Raw genomic sequence first — 20,357 nt, forward strand, 5'->3', positions numbered from 1 at the left:
ACAGGAATCCTCAATGCGTCTTCTCAATTTCCTCGCGGGCGCCTGCCTGGCTGTGGCCGGCACCGTCGCCCAGGCCGAAACCGTCTCCGGCTTGTATCAGGTGCGCGAACCGGTCGAAGGGCAGGGCAGCGAAGCCCGCGCCCAGGCCACCGGCAAGGCCCTGGATACCCTGGTGCTGCGCCTGACCGGCGATGCCAAGGCGGCGCAGAACCCGGCACTGGCCGCGCTGCGCAAGGACCCGCAGCAGATCATCAACCAGGTCGGCACCGAAGCCGGGCCGCCGGAGTCGGTGCTGGTCGAATTCGACCCCGGCAGCACCGAGCGCGCCCTGCGCCAGGCTGGCCTGGCGCTGTGGGGCAGCAACCGGCCGTCGATCCTTGGCTGGTGGCTGAATGACAGCGTCGAGGGCAGCAACCTGGTCGGCGATGGCCAGGCCGTCGCCGAACCCCTGCGTCGGGCCGCCCAGCACCGTGGCCTGCCCCTGCGCCTGCCGTTGGCCGACCTGCAGGAGCAACTGGTGGCCAATGCCAAGCTGCTCGAAGGCAACGACCCGGCGCCGCTGCGCGAGGCCTCCGAGCGCTATGGCGCCGATGCCCTGCTGGCGGTGCACGCCCACGAGGCTGACGGCAAGTGGCAGGGTAAATGGCAGCTGTGGCTAGGTGACCAGCGTGAGCAGGGCAACGCCGAGGGCGCCGACCAGGCGGCCCTGGCCGATGCCGTGCTGCTGGCGGTGAGCAATCGCCTGGCGCCGCGTTACGTCACCCGTCCCGGCGCCAGCAGCGACCTGCAAGTGCAGGTCCAGGGCATGAACCTGCAACGCTACGCCGAGTTGAGCCGGGTGCTCGAGCCTTATGGTGCGCGGCTGCAGATGGCCGATGGTGGCACCCTGACCTACCGCGTCAGCGGCAATCGCGAACAGCTGCGCGCGCAGTTGAGCCTGGCCAAGCTCCAGGAGCTGTCCGCCGAGCCTGCTCCCGCCACACCTGTGCCGAGCGCGCAGGACCCGGCCGGCGCAACGCCGCCGGCCACCGCCGCCAAGCCGTTCGACGGCCTGCGTTTTCGCTGGTAAGGAATACTTGAATGATTGATATGCGTCGCTGGATCTGGTTGGGCGCGGCTTTTGTGGTCGCCGTGCTGCTGTACTTCCTGCACAACATCCTCTCGCCGTTCCTGGTGGGCATTCTGCTGGCCTACCTGGCCGACCCGCTGGTGGATCGCCTGGAGCGGCTCGGCCTTTCACGCACCTGGGGCGTGGTGGTGGTGTTCAGCCTGTTCACCCTGATCTTCCTGGCCCTGCTGCTGGTGCTGGTGCCGATGCTAGCCAAGCAGTTGCTGCGCCTGTACGAGCTGGCGCCGCAGATGCTCGACTGGTTGCAGCATGTGGCACTGCCCTGGGTGCAGAGCCGCCTGGGCCTGGCCGATGGTTTCTGGAAATTCGACAAGATCAAGGCCGCCATCGGCGAGCATATGGGCCAGACCACCGACATCGTCGGCGTGCTGCTGTCCCAGGCCACCGCCTCGAGCCTGGCGCTGATCGGTTGGCTGGCCAACCTGGTGCTGATCCCGGTGGTGGGCTTCTACCTGCTGCGCGACTGGGACCTGATGATGGCCAAGCTGCGCAGCCTGCTGCCGCGCCAGCGCGAGCCGCAGGTGGTGGGGCTGGCCGGCGAGTGCCATGAGGTGCTGGGGGCGTTCGTGCGCGGGCAGTTGCTGGTGATGCTGGCGCTGGGCGTCATCTATTCCAGCGGCCTGATGCTGGTGGGTCTGGAGCTGGGCCTGCTGATCGGCATGCTCGCGGGGCTGGCGGCGATCGTGCCGTACATGGGCTTCATCATCGGCATCGGCGCGGCGCTGGTCGCCGGGTTGTTCCAGTTCGGCGGCGAGCTTTACCCGATGCTGGGCATCGTTGCGGTGTTCATGGTCGGGCAGGCCCTCGAAGGCATGGTGCTGACGCCGCTGCTGGTGGGTGACCGCATCGGCCTGCACCCGGTGGCGGTGATCTTCGCGATCCTGGCCGGCGGTGAGCTGTTTGGTTTCACCGGAGTGTTGCTGGCGTTGCCGGTGGCGGCGGTGATCATGGTGCTGCTGCGGCATGTGCATGACCTGTACAAGGAATCGGACATGTATGCCGGGGAGATCGACCCGGAGCTATGACCCATCGCGGGGCAAGCCCGCTCCCACGCCGACCTGTGAGGGGTACCAGCGTGGGAGCGGGCTTGCCCCGCGAAGCTTTAAAAGTAGTGCAACTAATTGATTTTACTTGCGCTATTCCCCTCGCCGATTGTGCCGTCCGCGCTGCGGGTATAGACTTTGCACACTGTTAATCAAAGGCCCCCTGTGGTCCCCGCGACCGCCCGCGAGCATGAAACCGATCCAGTTGCCCCTGGGTGTGCGTCTGCGCGACGACGCCACCTTCATCAACTACTACCCCGGCGCCAATGCCGCGGCACTGGGCTATGTCGAGCGGCTGTGCGAAGCCGACGCCGGCTGGACCGAGAGCCTCATCTACCTGTGGGGCAAACAGGGCGTGGGCCGTACCCATCTGTTGCAGGCCGCCACCCACCGTTTCCAGCAGTTGGGTGAGCCCGCCGTCTACCTGCCCCTGGCGCAACTGCTCGATCGCGGCGTCGAACTGCTTGACCGCCTTGAACAGTACGAGCTGGTGTGCATCGACGACCTGCATGTGATTGCCGGCAAGGCGGACTGGGAAGAGGCCATGTTCCACCTGTTCAACCGCCTGCGCGACAGCGGCCGGCGCTTGCTGCTGGCAGCGTCCAGTTCGCCGCGGGAGCTGCCGATCAAGCTGGCAGACTTGAAATCGCGGCTGACCCTGGCACTGATCTTCCAGATGCGCGGGATGTCCGACGAGGACAAACTGCGTGCCCTGCAACTGCGTGCCTCGCGCCGCGGGCTGCACCTGACCGACGAGGTCGGTCACTTCATCCTCACCCGCGGCACGCGCAGCATGAGCGCGCTGTTCGACCTGCTCGAGCGCCTCGACCAGGCTTCCCTGCAGGCCCAGCGCAAACTGACCATCCCGTTCCTCAAGGAAACCCTAGGCTGGTGACCTTGGGAACACGGTGCCAGAGCGTCAAAACGGAAAAGTCACATCTTTTTCGATAAAATTTGCAAATGGGTCCGATAGAAGGCATAGTTTCCCCCTTCTAAAGGACTACAGACACGGTCGTGCCCATGCTGAAGCGCTTCGCACCCCTCGTGCCACTTGCACTTGTCACCCTACTTTACGGCTGCGCCTCCACCGGCCCGGTCGCACCCTCGCAGGATCACCGCGTGGCCGCCGAGCAGTCGGTCAAGGCCAAGGCTTCCGCCTCTTCCGTATTCACCGAGGAAGAACTGGCCAGCGAAGACGACCTCGAGGCCTTCTCCAGCAACAGCAAGCCGTACCAGCTGCCTGTGCTGGCCGACAGCATTCTCGAACGCGGCATGGCCCTGATCGGTACCCGCTACCGCTTCGGCGGCACCTCCGAGAAGTCCGGCTTCGATTGCAGCGGCTTCATCGGCTACCTGTTCCGCGAAGAGGCGGGCATGAACCTGCCACGCTCGACCCGCGAGATGATCAACGTCGACGCGCCCAAGGTCGCCCGCAACAAGCTCAAGCCCGGCGACCTGCTGTTCTTCAGCACCAACGGCCGTGGCCGCGTCAGCCACGCCGGCATCTACCTGGGTGACAACCAGTTCATCCACTCCAGCAGCCGCCGCAGCGGTGGCGTGCGCATCGACAGCCTGGGCGATCGCTACTGGAGCAAGACGTTCATCGAGGCCAAACGCGCGCTCGCCATGGCGCCGACCACGATCTCGCGCAATTGATTTGATATCAAAATGCTGTAACCTCGCACGGCGGCGTAGCTGAAAAGCTCGCCGCCGTGCGCATTTACAGAAAGCGTCTAATCTAAATTCTCAACTCTTTTCGACCTTCGGCCGTGGCCGCAGGGTTCCTGACAGGACGTTCGCATCATGGCGATGTTGGCGCGCTTCGCATTCCTCTCCCTGCTGGCCCTGCTCGCGGCCTGTTCCAGCCGTGCACCTGCGCCGGCGCCCATGCCCAAACAGCCGATGGTGTTCAATCAGGCGCCTTCATCGCCGGCGGCGGACGATGTGCTGTTCCGCGCCATCGGCCTGGTGGGCACCCCGTATCGCTGGGGGGGCAACACGCCGGATGCCGGGTTCGATTGCAGCGGCCTGATCGGCTACGTCTACCGTGACGCGGCGGGTATCAGCCTGCCGCGCTCGACCCGCGAGATGATCGTCATGCGCGCGCCGAACGTGGATATCAATGCGCTGCAGTCGGGCGATCTGGTGTTCTTCGCCACCAGCGGCGGTTCGCAGGTCAGCCACGCCGGCATCTACGTCGGTGAAGGGCGCTTCGTGCACGCGCCGTCGACGGGCGGGACCGTGCGCCTGGACTACCTGTCCAACAGCTACTGGGCCAAGGCCTACCTCCAGGCCAAGCGCGTACTGCCGCCGGGCCACCTGGCGCAGAATCCTTGATGGCGCTTCATTAAGCCTGTGGGAGCGGATTTACCCGCAATCGCGTCATAGGATCCACCGCCTTCGCGGGTGCTGCGACAATCTTCTACCGCGTCTGCCATTTCCCGTCGAGCCAGGATGTCCGTCCGACAACGACATCCCGGGAGTGGAGCATGAGCAGTATCAAGGAGCGTGTGGAGCGCAGTCTCGAGGCGTTGGACGCGGGGCGGCCGCTGGTACGCCTGGTCGACGAGATCATTCGCGAATACCCCGACCCCTATGTGCTGGCCTCCCAGCATGCGCAACGCATCGTGCTCAAGCACACGGGCAAGCCGATCGATCCACGGTTCATCTGGTGGCACCAGTTCGCCACCGCCAGTTCCAGTCACCGCAGTTTCACCGGCTGGCAGCACAGCGGCCCGCCGCTGAAGTCGATGCACCTGGTCGAGCTGGTGATCAAGCGCTTCGATGCGCATTTCCAGGAAGCGACCGACGAACTCGACCTGTACGGTGGTTTCTACCGCCAGGGTCGGCAAGCCGATTGTTTCGACGAACGCAATGAAGTGCCAATGCTTGCCAGCAAGGTCCAGGAGGATCTCTGGGCGTTGGACTTCGCCGTTGCCTACCGCGGCGCGATCAGCTGCTTCTGGAACACCTACTCGCAGCATTTTCGCGTACTGGCCAAGGTCAACCTGCTGGGGCAGGGGGCGGGCGCGGTGAGGGCCGGACGTATCAGTCGAAGCGACTGGGCGCTGCTGCGGTCGATGGTCGCCGACGGCCTGCAGGGCGGCGTGCTGCCGACCCTGGACAAGCTGAAACAGGCCAGCACCACGCACCCGTTTTCGGCCTGTCGCTACGTGCTCGATCGCGGCGATCGTGGTTGCCTCTACAGCTTTGCGACCGACACGGGGCGGACGCTGCTGTACCGCCCTTGGGCGAGCGACGCGTTCAAGAGCTTCGACTCCGAGCAGGCCATGGCGGGCTGGCTGCGTGAACAGTTGCAGGATGCCGACACCCTGGCCAGCTACGTCAAGGCGGCGCACACCGATGCCCGCGATCCCGCGCGCGCCCACTCGGTGAGGACCCACCTGCAAAGTATCGCCAACAGTGCGAGCGAGCAAGCGGCACGGGTGTTGCTCGGTTACCTGAAAAGGCCGATCAGCGACGATATCTTCACCTACCTGGCCAGCCAGGCCACCGGCGAGATGAATGACAACGCCGCGGCGATGCTTGGCAATGCCGACCTGCGCAAGGCGATGTGGAGCGGTTACCTGTCGGTATTCATCAAGGTGTTCGGCGGCTTTGCCCCGCTCGGTTGGCCAATGACCCTGATGCTGCTGGGGGCAAGCCTGGGCAAGGTGGGCCTGGACATCGATGCGGCGTTGCATGCCGCGGATGAGCAGAGCCGCAAGAGCGCCCTGCGCGATGCCATGCTCGACAGCCTGTTCGCCGCCTTGAACATGGTCGATCTGGGGTTTCAGTCGAGCTTTGCCTCACTGGCCTATGAAACGCCGGCCGGCGAGATGGATGTGCACCTGGAGCGCTGGCAGGTGGCGCAGACCGCCACGCTGCCGGTGGAAGGACGAGAGAGCAACGTGTTGCCGAGGGGGGAGTTGCAAGGCAGCGGGCGCTTGCGGGGTATCAGGGTCGATGCGCACGGCAGCTGTTGGATCATGCTCAACGGCCTGTCCTACCGGGTGCGCTACAACCATGAGCTGCGGGTCTGGCAGGTGGTGCCCGCGCATAATCCCTTTGCCTTTGGCCCCCTGTACCCGGTGCGCCTGAACGACGGTAACGAATGGGAGCTGCTGGTGCCGCCGCGGCTGGCCGGTGGCGCGCCTCCCGTCGTCGAAGGCATGCCCAGCGCCACCTCGCGCTTCTGGAACCGCCACGTGGTGGTGGATGACGCGCGGGCCAAGGCGTTTTCCGCCAATGCCTTGCACCGCCAGAAGGCATTGCTGGAGCCCCAGCCTATTCCACGCCTGGCGCGCGACCAGGTTCCCGAGCTGGACGAGCATGGCCTGGATTGCGTGCGGATGGAGGGCGTTGTCCAGTATTCCTACCGTTACGATCGCGAGTACTTCAATTCGTTGATCGAGTACTACACCAGCGACGAGTCGAGGGTGAACGATGTGTTCCGCTCAGGCACGTACCGCTATGGCGACGAGGATGACTACATCGCCAAGCTGGCCGATACCCTGGAGCAACTGCCCGAGAGCAGTGAGGTGAGCCTGTATCGTGGCGGGCATGCTTCGCGTGGCACCAGTGGCGAACACTATCGCAATGGCCGGATACGGGTTGGCGATGTGCTGGTCAATACCGACCTGACCTCGTTTACCGAGAATCCCTACAAGGTCGCCGAGTTCGCCTCGCAACCTTCGGTCAATGCACCCGGTCACCTGCCGGGGGTGTTCGACGACACGTCGGTGGTGTTCGAGCTGCCCCTGGGGCGTTACCAGGAGGGCACGCCGATCAGCGCATTCTCGCTTTACTGGGACGAAGGGGAGACCCTGTTCCTGCCGGGCCACTACTTCCGGATCGACAACCTGGAGCAGGTCTACGGTGAGCACTATCGCTTCGTCCATGTCACGCTCCAGCAGGTGCCCAAGCCTGCTGTCGGGCCGGTCTACGATCTGCGCACAGGCCTGTTGTTCGACGAACAGGCCTACAAGGTGCGATTCAGGACGCCTGGGCTGGCAGAGCGTTTCTTTCCCGTCGACCCGCCGGCTGCCGCTGCCAACTGAGGCGGCGCCGATCAAGCCTGCTTGAGCAGCAATGCCACCCCGGGATAGTACTGTCCCAGTTCGTTATGCAGCTTGCGGTAGGCATACGGGAAGTACCAGGCTATCGCGCAGGCCGTGTGCTTTTGCAGGTCGTCCACCAGGTCCTGCAGTTCCTCGGGGCTGGCATGCTGGCCGGCCTTCCATGGCGTGACGAACAGCGCCCCGGCCTTGAGCTGGCTGCCATAGGCGATCGGCTTGGCCAGGGCGGCGGTTTCCTGCAGGGCTGCTGTCAGGTCGAGGCGGGCGATGCGTGGCCAGCGCTGGCCGGCGTGCAGGTACAGCGACTCCTCGGCGCTGCTGATCGACAGGTCGCAGCGCCCATCGCGCTCACCCTCGTCGCGCTGCTTCTTGCTCATGTGCCGTTCCAGCGCCACCAGCTCACCCTGCCAGGCGGCGGCGGCGAGCAGGCCGACGTTGGCGACGGTGCCGTGCCAGTAGGGTGCCTCGTTGTCGCCCTGCAGCTGGTTGAAGCGGTCGATGCAGTCGACCCAGCGTTCCAGGGCCGGGCGCAGGAACTCCAGGCGCGGGTTGTTGATGATCAGGCCTTGCATGCTGCGCTCTCCTTGTCATTGTGATCGAGGTCAGCCGATAAAGTGGTGGCTATGTGATATCACTGCTTTGAGTGTGGCACAAGCTGGCGGATCGGCCATTGATCCAGGCCAGATCGGCCCTCGTTCGATTGACGCTCCCGATTCAACCCTCTAACCTTCGCGGCGTGTTTCAGGTGCCCTGCGAGCCGCGGTTCGGCAGGGTGAAACTGGGAAGCCGGTGGGCGCCAGCAGGCGCGAGCCCGGCGCTGCCCCCGCAACGGTAGATGAGTCGACGGTTACGCAAGGCCACTGGATTTCCAAGTCCGGGAAGGCGCGTGGCCAGGGCCTGCGCCCGCTCATGAGCCCGGAGACCGGCCTGTCACTGCCAAACGGCATCACGGAGGGTGATGCGCGGTGCGATGTGGCCGTTGCCATGCCCCCTGCGCGCTCCTCGTCTGCCTGCCTTTTATCTGTCGCCGCCGCCGCGACAGCCTGCGGAGACCCCTGATGAGCGAATCCATCGAACGCGACGAACGTCACCTGGCGCGCATGCAGCGCAAGAAGGCGATCATCGACGAGCGCATCGCCAATTCCCCCAACGAATGCGGCCTGCTGCTGGTGCTGACCGGCAATGGCAAGGGCAAGAGCAGCTCGGCCTTCGGCATGCTCGCCCGCGCCCTGGGCCACGGCATGCAATGCGGCGTGGTGCAGTTCATCAAGGGCCGCAACAGTACCGGCGAGGAGCTGTTCTTCCGTCGTTTCCCCGAGCAGGTGCGCTACCACGTGATGGGCGAGGGCTTTACCTGGGAAACCCAGGACCGTCAGCGTGACATCGCCGCCGCCGAAGCCGCCTGGGCGGTGTCGCGGCAGTTGCTGCAGGACCCGTCGATCCAGTTCGTCGTGCTCGATGAGCTGAATATCGCCCTCAAACATGGCTACCTGGACCTCGATCAGGTGCTTTCGGATATCCAGGCCCGTCCACCGATGCAGCATGTGATCGTCACCGGTCGCGCCGCCAAGCCGGAAATGATCGAACTGGCCGACACCGTCACCGAGATGGGCATGCTCAAGCACGCCTTCCAGGCCGGTATCCGCGCGCAGAAGGGCGTCGAACTGTGAGTGAGTCGCGCCAGTGTCCCGCCGTGCTGATCGCGGCCCCGGCCTCGGGCCAAGGCAAGACCACGGTCACCGCCGCCCTGGCTCGCCTGCACCGCAACCTCGGGCGTAAGGTGCGGGTGTTCAAGTGCGGGCCTGACTTTCTCGATCCGATGATCCTGGAGCGCGCCAGCGGCGCGCCGGTCTACCAGCTCGACCTGTGGATGATTGGCGCCGAGGAAAGTCGTCGCCTGTTGTGGGAAGCGGCGGGCGAGGCCGACCTGATCCTGATCGAAGGCGTGATGGGCCTGTTCGACGGTACCCCGTCAAGCGCCGACCTGGCACGCCACTTCGGCGTGCCGGTGCTGGCGGTGATTGACGGCACGGCCATGGCCCAGACCTTCGGCGCCCTGGCCCTGGGCCTGGCGCGCTACCAGCCCGACCTGCCGTTCGCCGGGGTGCTGGCCAACCGGGTCGGCAGCCTGCGCCATGCGCAACTGCTCGAAGGCAGCCTGACCGAAGGCCTGCGCTGGTACGGCGGGTTGTCCCGCGAGCGCGGCATCGAGCTGCCCAGCCGCCACCTCGGCCTGGTCCAGGCCAGCGAGTTGAACGATCTGGATGCTCGACTGGACGCTGCCGCCGAAGCGCTCGGTGCCAGCTGCGATGCCGCGTTGCCGCCACCGGTCAGTTTTGCCGGGCCTGAGCCGGTGAGCGTGACCTCGTCGCTGACCGGGGTGCGCATCGGCGTGGCCCGCGACGAAGCCTTTGCGTTCACCTACGGTGCCAACCTCGACCTGCTGCGCGGCCTCGGTGCGCAGCTGGAGTTCTTCTCGCCGGTGCATGATCGCGAGCTTCCCGTGGTGGACAGCCTCTACCTGCCCGGCGGCTACCCTGAGCTGCATCACCAGGCCCTGGCCGCCAACGCGCCGATGCTGGAGGCGATCCGCGCCCATCATGCCGCCGGCAAGCCGCTGCTGGCCGAGTGCGGTGGCATGCTCTACCTGCTCGACGCACTGACCGACGTGGCGGGCGAGCGCGCCGCGCTGCTGGGCCTGCTGCCGGGCGAGGCAACCATGCAGAAGCGCCTGGCGGCCCTGGCCCTGCAGGCGGTCGAACTGCCTGAAGGCACCCTGCGTGGCCACACCTACCACCATTCGCTGACCAGCACCGAGCTGGCGCCGATCGCCCGTGGCCTGAGCCCCAACGGTGGGCGGGGCAACGAGGCGGTCTATCGCCTGGGGCGCCTGACCGCCTCCTACGTGCACTTCTATTTCCCCTCCAACCCCGATGCGGCGGCGGCGCTGCTGCGACCATGAGCCGACACGCCTACAGTGAAGCCGAACGCCAGGCCATCTACCGGGCCATTGGCGAACGCCGCGACATGCGCCATTTCGCCGGGGGCGAGGTGGCCCCCGAGTTGCTGGGGCGCCTGCTCGCCGCCGCCCATCAGGCACCCAGCGTGGGCCTGATGCAGCCGTGGCGCTTCATCCGGATCAGCCAGCGTGCATTGCGCGAGCGGATCCAGGCGCTGGTGGAGCAGGAGCGGGTACGCACCGCCGAGGCCCTGGGCGAGCGCTCCGATGAATTCATGAAGCTCAAGGTCGAAGGCATCAACGACTGCGCCGAAGTGCTGGTGGCGGCGTTGATGGACAAGCGCGAGGCGCACGTCTTTGGTCGCCGCACCTTGCCCGAGATGGACCTGGCCTCACTGGCCTGCGCCATCCAGAACCTGTGGCTGGCGGCGCGTGCCGAAGGGCTGGGCATGGGCTGGGTGTCGCTGTTCGACCCCGAGGCCCTGGCCGAGCTGCTGGGCATGCCCGCCGGCGCCAAGCCCATGGCGGTGCTGTGCCTGGGGCCGGTGACCGAGTTCTATCCGGCACCGATGTTGGTACTGGAAGACTGGGCCGAGCAACGACCGTTGAGCGAGATGCTGTACGAAAACCATTGGGGAGAGCGTCCATGAGCGTGGCCTTGCTGACCGTGGCGGGCGTGGCCCTGGATGCGCTGCTGGGCGAGCCGCGTCGACGTCATCCGCTGGTGGGTTTCGGCAACTTCGCCTCGCGCCTGGAACAACGTTTCAACGCCGGCGGGCGCGGCTGGCGCAGCCATGGCGTTACCGCGTGGTTCCTGGCCGTGGTGCCGCTGACTCTGCTGGCGCTGATCCTGTCGTGGCTGCCGTATATCGGCTGGCTGGTGGATGTGCTGGCGCTGTACTGCGCCTTGGGCCTGCGCAGCCTGGGCGAGCATGTGCTGCCGGTGGCCCAGGCGCTGCGCCAGGGCGACCTGGCCGAGGCGCGGCGGCGCGTCGGTTACCTGGTCAGCCGCGAGACCCGCGAGCTGGACGAGCCCGCCGTGGCCCGGGCGGCTACTGAGTCGGTGTTGGAGAACGGCAGCGACGCGGTGTTCGCCGCGCTGTTCTGGTTCGTCGTGGCCGGCGCGCCGGGGGTGGTGCTGTATCGCCTGAGCAATACCCTGGACGCGATGTGGGGCTATCGCAACGAGCGCTTCGAGCGCTTTGGCTGGTGCGCGGCGCGCATCGACGATGGCCTGAACTATATTCCCGCCAGGCTGGTGGCGCTGACCTACGCGCTGCTGGGCAAGACCCGCCTGGCCCTGGCCTGCTGGCGCAGCCAGGCGCCGCTGTGGGACAGCCCGAACGCCGGCCCGGTGATGGCGGCGGGGGCCGGTGCGCTGGGCGTGGAGCTGGGCGGCCCGGCGGTGTATCACGGCGAGTTGCACGAACGGCCGCGCCTGGGTGAAGGGTCAATGGCCGACGCCGATGCCATCGAGCGCGGCTGGAGCCTGGTGCAGCGCGGCGTGTGGCTGTGGGTGCTGTTGATCTGCGTGGGAGCCTATCTGAATGCTTGAACACGGTGGCCGCCTGCTGCGGGCGGTGAAACAGTACGCCATCCCTCGGGAGCAGTGGCTCGACCTGTCCAGCGGTATCGCGCCATGGCCTTACCCGATACCGCCGATTCCGCTGGAGGCCTGGGCCCGCCTGCCGGAGACCGAGGATGGCCTGGAGGCGGCGGCGCGGCAGTACTACGGCGCGCAGCCGTTGCTGGCGGTGGCCGGTTCCCAGGCGGCGATCCAGGCCTTGCCGTACTTGCGCCCGGTCGGGCGGGTCGGGGTCCTGTCGCCGTGCTATGCCGAGCATCCGCATGCCTGGGCACGGGCAGGGCACACGCTGGTCGAACTGGACGAGACCGAGGTCGAGGACGTGCTCGACAGCCTCGACGTGCTGGTGCTGGTCAACCCCAACAACCCCACTGGCCGCCGGGTGACCCGCGAACGCCTGCTGGCCTGGCATACGCGCCTGGCCGAGCGCGGTAGCTGGCTGCTGGTGGACGAAGCCTTCATGGACAACACGCCCGAACACAGTGTGGTCGATCAGGCCGGGCAACCGGGCTTGATCGTGTTGCGCTCGTTCGGCAAGTTCTTCGGCCTGGCCGGCGTGCGGCTGGGGTTTGTCGTCGCCCAGGTGGATGTGCTGCGACGCCTGGCCGAGGCACTCGGGCCCTGGACCGTCAGCGGCCCGACCCGTGAGCTGGGGCAGGCGTGTTTTGCCGACGACGCGGCGCACCAGGCACAAATTGCCCGTTGCGCCCAGGCCAGCCAGCGTATGGCCACCTTGCTTGATGGTGCAGGCCTGCCACCCAGCGGTGGCTGCGACCTGTTCCAGTACGTGCGTGATGAGCGTGCCGCGCACCTGCATGAATTTCTCGCCCGCCGTGGCATCCTGGTGCGCTTGTTCGAGCAGCCGCCCGCGCTGCGTTTCGGCCTGCCTGCCACGTCGGCGGACGAACAACGTCTGGCCCAGGCCCTGGCGGACTACCAGAAGGAATCGGCATGACCACCCTCATGGTGCAAGGCACCACCTCCGATGCCGGCAAGAGCACGCTGGTCACCGCCCTGTGCCGCTGGCTGCTGCGCCAGGGCGTTGCCGTGGTGCCGTTCAAGCCGCAGAACATGGCCCTCAACAGCGCCGTGACCGCCGACGGCGGCGAGATCGGCCGCGCCCAGGCGGTGCAGGCCCAGGCCTGCCGGCTGGCGCCGCACACCGACATGAACCCGGTGCTGCTCAAGCCCAACAGCGATACTGGTGCCCAGGTGATCGTCCATGGCCGCGCGGTGACCAGCATGAACGCCGTCGCCTACCACGACTACAAGGCCATCGCCATGCAGGCGGTGCTGGCGTCCCACGAGCGCCTGAGCGCAGCCTATCCGGTAGTGATGGTCGAAGGTGCCGGCTCCCCGGCGGAGATCAACCTGCGGGCCGGCGATATCGCCAACATGGGCTTCGCCGAGGCGGTCGACTGCCCGGTGATCCTGGTGGCCGATATCAACCGGGGCGGCGTGTTCGCCCACCTGGTCGGCACCCTGGAGCTGCTGTCGGCAAGCGAACAGGCGCGGGTCAAGGGCTTTGTCATCAACCGTTTCCGTGGCGACATCGCCTTGCTGCAACCGGGCCTGGACTGGCTGGAGCAGCGCACCGGCAAGCCAGTGCTGGGGGTGCTGCCCTATGTCACCGACCTGCACCTGGAGGCCGAGGACGGTATCGATACCCGCCAGGGGACGAAGGGCGAGCGCGTGCTCAAGGTGATCGTCCCGGTGCTGCCGCGGATCAGCAACCACACCGACTTCGACCCGCTGCGCCTGCATCCGCAGGTGGACCTGCAGTTCATCGGCCCGGGCCAGCCGATCCCGCCCGCCGACCTGATCATCCTGCCAGGCTCCAAGAGCGTGCGCGGCGACCTGGCGCAACTGCGCGAGCGTGGCTGGGACACCGCCATCGCCCGGCACCTGCGCTACGGCGGCAAGCTCATCGGCATTTGCGGCGGCCTGCAGATGCTCGGCGAGCAGGTGCATGACCCACTGGGCCTGGAAGGGCCCGCCGGCTCCAGTGCGGGCCTCGGCCTGCTGGCCTACAGCACCGTGCTGGAGGCCGAGAAGCAACTGCGCAATGTCACAGGCACGCTGTACCTCGAACAGAGCCCGGTGTCGGGTTACGAGATCCATGCCGGTGTCACTCAGGGGCCGGCGCTGGAGCGTCCGGCGGTGCAACTGGCCGATGGCCGTGCCGACGGCGCCATAAGCGCCGACGGACAGATCCTCGCCACCTACCTGCATGGCCTGTTCGAGGGCAGCCAGTCGTGCGCCGCGCTGCTGCGCTGGGCAGGTTTGGCCGATGTGCAGCCCATCGACTACGAGGCCCTGCGCGAACGCGATATCGAGCGCCTGGCCGACCTGGTCGAGCAGCACCTGGACACCGCGCGCCTGCGCCAACTGTGTGGAGTCGTCTGACATGCGCAACCTGATCCTCGGCGGCGCCCGTTCGGGCAAGAGCCGCCTGGCCGAGCAACTGGCCGAGGCCAGCGGCCTGTCGGTGACCTACATCGCCACCAGCCGGCCGCTGGATGGCGAGATGAATGAACGCGTGCGCCTGCACCGCGAGCGCCGTCCGGCCCATTGGGGGCTGGTGGAGGAGCCCGTGGCGCTGGCTGATGTACTGCGTGCCGAAGCCGCCGAAGGACGCTGTCTGCTAGTGGACTGCCTGACCCTGTGGCTGACCAACCTGCTGATGCTCGAGGATGACCTGCGCTTGGCGCAGGAGCGCGACGCACTGCTCGAGTGCCTGGCGCAGTTGCCGGGCACCGTCATCCTGGTCAGCAACGAAACCGGCCTGGGCGTGGTGCCCATGGGAAAACTGACCCGTCGCTACGTCGACCTGGCGGGCACGCTGCACCAGGCTGTGGCCGAACGCTGCCAGCGCGTGGTGTTGACCGTGGCCGGCCTCCCTCTCATGCTCAAAGGACCTGCCCTATGACCCAGATGTGGTGGCGTGATGCCTGCCAACCCCTCGACACCGCCGCCATGGACCAGGCCCGCGCCCGTCAGCAGCAACTGACCAAGCCGGCCGGCTCCCTCGGCCAGCTCGAAGACCTTGCAATCCGCCTGGCCGGCCTGCAAGGGCGCGAGCGTCCCAGCCTGGAACGCATCGCCATCACGGTCTTTGCCGGTGACCATGGCGTGGTGGAGGAGGGCATCTCCGCCTATCCACAGGCGGTGACCGGGCAGATGCTGCGCAACTTCGTCGGCGGTGGCGCGGCGATCAGCGTGCTGGCGCGCCAACTGGATGCTCAACTGGAGGTGGTCGACCTCGGTACCATCGACCCGACCCTGCAACTGCCCGGTGTCCATCACCTGAACCTCGGGCCCGGCACCGCCAACTTCGCCCGTCAGCCGGCGATGACCGACGCGCAATTGGCGGCGGCGTTGCAGGCGGGGCGCGACAGTGCCCTGCGCGCACTCGATAACGACACCCAGTTGTTCATCGGCGGCGAAATGGGCATCGGCAACACCACCGCAGCGGCGGCGCTGGCCAGTACGTTGCTGGGCTGCCCGGCGCGTGAGCTGAGCGGGCCGGGCACCGGCCTGGACAGCGCCGGCGTGCGGCACAAGGCCGAAGTGATCGAACGTGCCTTGGTGCTGCACGGCCTGCGCGCCGACCAGCCGCTGCAGGCGCTGGCCTGTGTCGGCGGCTTCGAGATCGCCGCCCTGGCCGGTGCCTACCTGGCGTGCGCCCAGCATGGCGTGGCAGTGCTGGTCGATGGCTTCATCTGCAGTGTCGCCGCCCTGGTGGCGGTACGCCTCAATCCACAGTGCCTGCCGTGGTTGCTGTTCGCCCACCAGGGCGCCGAGCCGGGGCACAAGGTCCTGCTGGCGGCCCTGGAGGCCGAGCCGCTGCTGGTCCTGGGGCTGCGCCTGGGCGAGGGCAGCGGCGCGGCGCTGGCGGTGCCGCTGATCCGCCTGGCCTGCGCCCTGCACGGACAGATGGCGACCTTCGCCGAGGCGGCGGTGGCGGATCGCCCGGCATGATCCTCGAACTGCTGCGCCATGGCGAGACGGAACTGGGTGGCGGCTTGCGCGGCAGCCTCGACGACGCCCTGACCGAGACTGGCTGGGCGCAGATGCGCCAGGCTGTCGCCGAGGCCGGCCCTTGGGATGTGCTGGTCAGTTCGCCGTTGCAGCGCTGTGCGGCGTTCGCCGATGAGCTGGGTGCGCGCCTGAACTTGCCGGTGCTGCGCGAGGCCGGTGTGCGCGAGCTGCACTTCGGCGAGTGGGAAGGGCAAAGCGCCGCGCAGATCATGCAGGTTGACGCCGATGCCCTGGGGCAGTTCTGGAATGACCCGTATGCGTTCACCCCGCCGGGCGGCGAGTCGGTGCTGGCCTTTGCCGAACGGGTGCTGGCGGCGGTCGAGGGCATGCGCCGTGCGTACGCAGGCAAGCGCGTGCTGATGGTCACCCATGGCGGGGTGATGCGTCTTCTCCTGGCGCGGGCACGTGGCTTGCCGCGTGAGCAATTGCTTCAGGTCGAGGTCGGGCATGGCATGCTGGCTCGCCTGATGCTGGAGAACGACGGCCAGATGCGCGAGGTGGGTTGAGATGCTGCCGTTCTGGATCGCCCTGCAGTTCCTCAGTAGCTTGCCGGTACGCTTGCCGGGCATGCCGGAGCCTCGCGAGATGGGGCGTTCGCTGCTGTGCTATCCGCTGGTGGGGCTGCTGTTCGGCCTGTTGTTGTGGCTGGCCAGCCATCTGCTGCAAGGCACCGCGGCGCCCTTGCACGCGGCCTTGCTGCTGGCGCTGTGGGTGCTGCTCAGCGGCGGGCTGCACCTGGACGGCCTGGCTGACAGCGCCGACGCATGGCTGGGGGGCTTCGGTGATCGCGAGCGCACTTTGCAGATCATGAAGGACCCGCGCAGCGGGCCGATTGCCGTGGTCACGCTGGTGCTGGTGCTGCTGCTGAAGTTCTGTGCCCTCTGGGTGCTGGTCGAGCGGGGCGCTGGCGGCCTGCTGGTACTGGCGCCGGTGGTGGGAAGGGCGGCGATGCTTGGGCTGTTTCTCGGCACGCCTTACGTGCGTGCGGGTGGGTTGGGTGCGGCCCTGGCCGAACACCTGCCCCGGCGCGGCGCGATCTGGGTATTGTTGGTTTCTGCGCTGGCCGGACTGGCGCTGGGAGGCTGGGCGGTGCTGTGGCCACTGCTGGCGGCGTTGGTGGTATTCGTGTGGCTGCGTAAGCTGATGTGCCGTCGCTTGGGTGGAACCACAGGGGACACGGCCGGGGCGCTGTTGGAACTGCTGGAATTGACGGTGGTAATTACCCTGGCACTACGCGCATAGCTTCAGGCCGACACGTTCCCCTGTGTAGGAGCGGCCTTGTGCCGCGAAAGGGCCGCCTAGCGACCCCAGGATTTCAGCGTTAATGCAATGATCGCCGGGGCCGCTTTGCGGCCCTTTCGCGGCACAAGGCCGCTCCTACAGAAAGCGGACGTGTCCTGCATGGATCTCGGAAACCATCCCCACGTAATGCGGCTATCCTCGTTCGCCCCTCCAAATATCAGGAGCCCCCGCCATGCACCCCTGGATACTCGCCAGCCTGCTGGCCCTTGCCGCCATACCCGCCACCGCCGCCGACCTGATCGATTTCTGGAACACCCCCCGCCACGGCGGCAACAGCTTCAACCGCCTGCCCCCGGACCAGGCCTACTTCGATGCGCTGAAAGGCTACGGCGCCAGCTGGGTACGCCTCTCCTACGATAAATGGCACCCGGCCGAACGCGACTTCCTGCTGGGCAACGCCGACGATTACCAGGGCCTGGCCGACGCCGACCTGAAGCAGCTCATCGCGGTGCTGGACCGCGCCCACGCCGCCGGCCTCAAGGTGGTCATCACGCCGCTGTCGCTCCCCGGCATGCGCTGGGCGCAGAACAACCAGAACCGCTTCGACGACAGGCTTTGGCAGGACAAGCGTTACTGGACCCAGTCCGCCCGTTTCTGGCGAGACGTTGCCCAGGCCCTCAAGGACCACCCGGCTGTTGCCGCGTACAACCTCATCAACGAGCCCGCTCCAGAGAAACAGGGAAACCTGGCCGAGCACGCCGACCTCGATCGGATGAAGCAGTGGTACGCCCGCGAGCAGGGCGGGGCGCGTGACCTGCCGGCGCTCTATCGGCAGTTGCTGGCGGCGATCCGCAAGGTCGACGGCAAGACGCCGGTCATGGTCGATGCCGGCTGGTACGCCGCCGCCGATGCCTTCGGCTACTGGCCCAAGGCGTTGGCGGATGAGCGTGTGCTGTACAGCGTGCACATGTACGAACCCTATGCCGCCACCAGTGCGCCTAATCTTGCTCGCGAGCAACCTTTCGCCTATCCGGGGCCTGTGCCGTTTGCCGGGCAGACCCGGCAGTGGGATGCCGAGCAGGTCGCCCGCTATCTGCAACAGCCGGTGGATTGGGCCGATTCGATCAAGTTGCCGCGTTCGCGCCTTGTGGTGGGGGAGTTTGGCTGCATGCGTCGGTTGCCCGGGTGCCGACAATACCTGGAGGATGTGCTCGCGGTGCTGGATCGCCAGCAATTGCATTGGGCCTTCTACAGCTTCCGCGAGGACAGTTGGGATGGCATGGACTACGAACTGGGATCGGCCAAGGTGCCGTGGCGTTATTGGCAAGCCATCGAAAACGCCGCGCCGGACCCTTTGCCGCGCAAGGCCACGGCCGAGTTCGAGCCGATCCGCCAGCGCCTGCTACCTAAACCGATACCGTGAAATTTCTTGCAACATCCATAATGCGGGTATATACACGTAACCATGCTGACCAGTGAATGCATCTGCACCCATCTGCGTCGCGCCGCCCGTGGGGTGAGCCGGCATTACGACGAGGCGCTTGCCGGCTTCGGCATCAATGTCGCCCAGTTTTCCCTGCTGCGCCATGTGCAGCGCCTCGATCGCCCCAGCATCACCTGCCTGGCCGAGGCCATGGGCCTGGAGCGTAGCACCCTGGGCCGCAACCTCAAGGTGCTCGAGGCCGATGGCCTGGTGCGTCTTGCCGACGGCGACGACCAGCGTAACCGCGTGGTGCTGCTGAGCGAAGCGGGCAGGGCGCGCCTGGACGCCGCCTACCCGGCCTGGCAGCAGGCTCAGAGGCAGTTGGTGGAGCGACTGGGTGAAAGCCAGCGTGACGAGTTGGTGCGCTTGCTGGAGCAGCTTGCCTGAACGACCACGATAGAAAGCGGGTATATACCCGTATCAACCTTGCGATGGGCTGGAGACAACGACAATGACTTCCCTTTGGCGGAGCAGCGGTTGGGTACTTGTGGGGGCGGCGCTGATCCTGGCGTTGTCGCTGGGGGTGCGACATGGTTTCGGCCTGTTCCTGGCGCCGATGAGTGCCGAATTCGGCTGGGGTCGTGAGGTGTTCGCCTTCGCCATCGCCCTGCAGAACCTGATCTGGGGCCTGGCCCAGCCGTTCACCGGCGCCCTGGCCGACCGTCTGGGCGCGGCCAAGGTGGTGGTGATCGGCGGCATCCTCTACACCGCCGGACTGGTGATGATGGGCATGGCCGACTCGGCCTGGTCGCTGTCGCTGAGTGCCGGCCTGCTGATCGGCATCGGCCTGTCCGGCACTTCGTTCTCGGTGATCCTTGGCGTGGTCGGGCGCGCCGTGCCGCCGGAGAAACGCAGCATGGCCATGGGCATCGCCAGCGCCGCCGGCTCCTTCGGCCAGTTCGCCATGCTCCCCGGCACCCTCGGCCTGATCCAGTGGCTGGGCTGGTCGGCGGCCTTGCTGGTGCTGGGCCTGATGGTGGCGCTGATCGTGCCGTTCGTAGGTATGCTGCGTGATCGACCGCTGCCCAGCCATGGCGCCGAGCAGAGCCTCGGCCAGGCGCTGCGCGAGGCCTGTTCGCACTCCGGCTTCTGGCTGTTGGCGCTGGGCTTTTTCGTCTGCGGCTTCCAGGTGGTGTTCATCGGCGTGCACCTGCCGGCCTACCTGGTCGACCAGCACCTGCCGGCGATCACCGGCACCACCGTGCTGGCGCTGGTCGGCCTGTTCAATATCGTCGGCACCTATACCGCCGGCTGGCTCGGCGGGCGCATGTCCAAGCCGCGCCTGCTGACCGGCCTGTACCTGCTGCGCGCCGTGGTCATCGTGCTGTTCCTCTGGGCGCCGGTGACCCAGTTCAGCGCCTACCTGTTCGGCATTGCCATGGGCCTGCTGTGGCTGTCCACGGTGCCGCTGACCAATGGCACCGTGGCCACGCTGTTTGGCGTGCGCAACCTGTCGATGCTCGGCGGCATTGTGTTCCTGTTCCACCAGTTGGGCGCGTTCCTGGGTGGCTGGCTGGGCGGGGTGGTCTATGACCAGACCGGCAGCTACGACCTGGTATGGCAGATCTCGATCCTGCTCAGCCTGCTGGCCGCGGCCCTCAACTGGCCAGTGCGTGAACGCCCGGTCGCCCGTCTGCAGGCCCAGGCCGCATGAACCGCCTGCTCGGGCGTGGCCTGATGCTGGTCGCCGCCGTGCTGGTGCTGGCGTTGGTGTGGTGGGGCTGGCACAAGGGCGGGCTGGCGTTGATGCAGTTGGGCATGAGCCTGTGTTAAGCGCTACCCTGCACATTCAAGGAA

Annotated in this window: 21 protein-coding genes and 1 riboswitch; of the genes, 20 read left to right on the plus strand and 1 reads right to left on the minus strand. The window is 66.8% G+C overall.

Annotation, left to right across the window (positions count from 1 at the left end; all coding sequences use genetic code 11):
* Nucleotides 1-13: 13 nt before the first annotated feature.
* The 6 genes from POF53_RS02675 to POF53_RS02700 all read left to right on the plus strand — a co-directional run bounded on the left by POF53_RS02675 (nt 14) and on the right by POF53_RS02700 (nt 7,232).
* Nucleotides 14-1,069 (plus strand): DUF2066 domain-containing protein, encoded by a 1,056-nt coding sequence (locus POF53_RS02675; RefSeq protein ID WP_498966250.1) that lies wholly within the window; start codon nt 14-16, stop codon nt 1,067-1,069.
* An 11-nt stretch (nt 1,070-1,080) separates the two neighbouring features.
* The gene (locus POF53_RS02680) at nt 1,081-2,154 is read left to right on the plus strand and encodes an AI-2E family transporter (RefSeq protein WP_498966252.1); all 1,074 of its coding nucleotides are present in this window, start codon (nt 1,081-1,083) and stop codon (nt 2,152-2,154) included.
* Between the two features lie 208 nt (nt 2,155-2,362).
* The gene (gene hda, locus POF53_RS02685) at nt 2,363-3,067 is read left to right on the plus strand and encodes a DnaA regulatory inactivator Hda (RefSeq protein WP_203647685.1); all 705 of its coding nucleotides are present in this window, start codon (nt 2,363-2,365) and stop codon (nt 3,065-3,067) included.
* Nucleotides 3,068-3,291: 224 nt separating this feature from the next.
* Nucleotides 3,292-3,828: a C40 family peptidase gene (locus tag POF53_RS02690; protein ID WP_498966255.1), complete on the plus strand. Its 537-nt coding sequence runs from the start codon at nt 3,292-3,294 to the stop codon at nt 3,826-3,828.
* A gap of 147 nt (nt 3,829-3,975) precedes the next feature.
* Nucleotides 3,976-4,509 carry a C40 family peptidase gene (locus POF53_RS02695; RefSeq protein WP_232856710.1) on the plus strand — a complete coding sequence of 178 codons (534 nt, stop codon included), beginning with the start codon at nt 3,976-3,978 and terminating at the stop codon, nt 4,507-4,509.
* A 152-nt stretch (nt 4,510-4,661) separates the two neighbouring features.
* On the plus strand, nt 4,662-7,232 hold the full coding sequence (locus tag POF53_RS02700; protein ID WP_498966257.1) for a dermonecrotic toxin domain-containing protein: 2,571 nt from the start codon (nt 4,662-4,664) through the stop codon (nt 7,230-7,232).
* Nucleotides 7,233-7,243: 11 nt separating this feature from the next.
* Here the strand turns inward: POF53_RS02700 and POF53_RS02705 are convergent, their stop codons facing one another.
* On the minus strand, nt 7,244-7,822 hold the full coding sequence (locus POF53_RS02705; RefSeq protein WP_498966259.1) for a hypothetical protein: 579 nt from the start codon (nt 7,820-7,822) through the stop codon (nt 7,244-7,246).
* A 154-nt stretch (nt 7,823-7,976) separates the two neighbouring features.
* A riboswitch (cobalamin riboswitch) is annotated at nt 7,977-8,195 on the plus strand.
* Nucleotides 8,196-8,308: 113 nt separating this feature from the next.
* On the opposite strand from POF53_RS02705, the gene cobO reads away from it, so the two are divergent.
* The 14 genes from cobO (at nt 8,309) to POF53_RS02775 (ending at nt 20,333) form a co-directional block, all read left to right on the plus strand.
* Nucleotides 8,309-8,920 (plus strand): cob(I)yrinic acid a,c-diamide adenosyltransferase, encoded by a 612-nt coding sequence (cobO, locus tag POF53_RS02710; protein ID WP_028690903.1) that lies wholly within the window; start codon nt 8,309-8,311, stop codon nt 8,918-8,920.
* Complete coding sequence (locus POF53_RS02715; protein ID WP_203647682.1) at nt 8,917-10,212, plus strand: cobyrinic acid a,c-diamide synthase CobB; 1,296 nt, start codon at nt 8,917-8,919, stop codon at nt 10,210-10,212. The genes cobO and POF53_RS02715 overlap by 4 nt, the downstream gene beginning before the upstream one ends.
* Complete coding sequence (bluB, locus tag POF53_RS02720; protein WP_028690901.1) at nt 10,209-10,859, plus strand: 5,6-dimethylbenzimidazole synthase; 651 nt, start codon at nt 10,209-10,211, stop codon at nt 10,857-10,859. The genes POF53_RS02715 and bluB overlap by 4 nt, the downstream gene beginning before the upstream one ends.
* Nucleotides 10,856-11,764 carry an adenosylcobinamide-phosphate synthase CbiB gene (gene cbiB / locus POF53_RS02725; protein ID WP_232856712.1) on the plus strand — a complete coding sequence of 303 codons (909 nt, stop codon included), beginning with the start codon at nt 10,856-10,858 and terminating at the stop codon, nt 11,762-11,764. The genes bluB and cbiB overlap by 4 nt, the downstream gene beginning before the upstream one ends.
* Nucleotides 11,757-12,749 carry a threonine-phosphate decarboxylase CobD gene (cobD, locus tag POF53_RS02730; RefSeq protein WP_498966262.1) on the plus strand — a complete coding sequence of 331 codons (993 nt, stop codon included), beginning with the start codon at nt 11,757-11,759 and terminating at the stop codon, nt 12,747-12,749. Before cbiB ends, cobD begins: the two co-directional genes overlap by 8 nt.
* Entirely contained in the window at nt 12,746-14,200 is a 1,455-nt protein-coding gene (locus POF53_RS02735) for a cobyric acid synthase (protein ID WP_234560835.1), read from the plus strand. Before cobD ends, POF53_RS02735 begins: the two co-directional genes overlap by 4 nt.
* Nucleotide 14,201: 1 nt before the next feature.
* The gene (gene cobU / locus POF53_RS02740; protein ID WP_498966263.1) at nt 14,202-14,723 is read left to right on the plus strand and encodes a bifunctional adenosylcobinamide kinase/adenosylcobinamide-phosphate guanylyltransferase; all 522 of its coding nucleotides are present in this window, start codon (nt 14,202-14,204) and stop codon (nt 14,721-14,723) included.
* Entirely contained in the window at nt 14,720-15,775 is a 1,056-nt protein-coding gene (gene cobT / locus POF53_RS02745) for a nicotinate-nucleotide--dimethylbenzimidazole phosphoribosyltransferase (protein ID WP_475861015.1), read from the plus strand. Before cobU ends, cobT begins: the two co-directional genes overlap by 4 nt.
* Nucleotides 15,772-16,341 (plus strand): alpha-ribazole phosphatase family protein, encoded by a 570-nt coding sequence (cobC, locus tag POF53_RS02750; protein WP_498966266.1) that lies wholly within the window; start codon nt 15,772-15,774, stop codon nt 16,339-16,341. The genes cobT and cobC overlap by 4 nt, the downstream gene beginning before the upstream one ends.
* A 1-nt stretch (nt 16,342) precedes the next feature.
* A complete protein-coding gene (locus POF53_RS02755) occupies nt 16,343-17,077 on the plus strand; it encodes an adenosylcobinamide-GDP ribazoletransferase (protein ID WP_254464766.1) in 735 nt (244 codons plus the stop codon).
* Nucleotides 17,078-17,309: 232 nt separating this feature from the next.
* Nucleotides 17,310-18,500, plus strand: a complete 1,191-nt coding sequence (locus tag POF53_RS02760) for a glycoside hydrolase family 5 protein (protein ID WP_254464765.1) — start codon at nt 17,310-17,312, stop codon at nt 18,498-18,500.
* Between the two features lie 42 nt (nt 18,501-18,542).
* The gene (locus POF53_RS02765; protein WP_203647674.1) at nt 18,543-18,947 is read left to right on the plus strand and encodes a MarR family winged helix-turn-helix transcriptional regulator; all 405 of its coding nucleotides are present in this window, start codon (nt 18,543-18,545) and stop codon (nt 18,945-18,947) included.
* A 64-nt stretch (nt 18,948-19,011) separates the two neighbouring features.
* Nucleotides 19,012-20,214 carry an MFS transporter gene (locus POF53_RS02770; protein ID WP_186712761.1) on the plus strand — a complete coding sequence of 401 codons (1,203 nt, stop codon included), beginning with the start codon at nt 19,012-19,014 and terminating at the stop codon, nt 20,212-20,214.
* Complete coding sequence (locus POF53_RS02775; protein ID WP_267813785.1) at nt 20,211-20,333, plus strand: hypothetical protein; 123 nt, start codon at nt 20,211-20,213, stop codon at nt 20,331-20,333. The genes POF53_RS02770 and POF53_RS02775 overlap by 4 nt, the downstream gene beginning before the upstream one ends.
* Nucleotides 20,334-20,357: the final 24 nt, after the last annotated feature.

This window comes from Mitsuaria sp. RG (assembly GCF_028369275.1).
GTDB lineage: Bacteria > Pseudomonadota > Gammaproteobacteria > Pseudomonadales > Pseudomonadaceae > Aquipseudomonas > Aquipseudomonas peradeniyensis.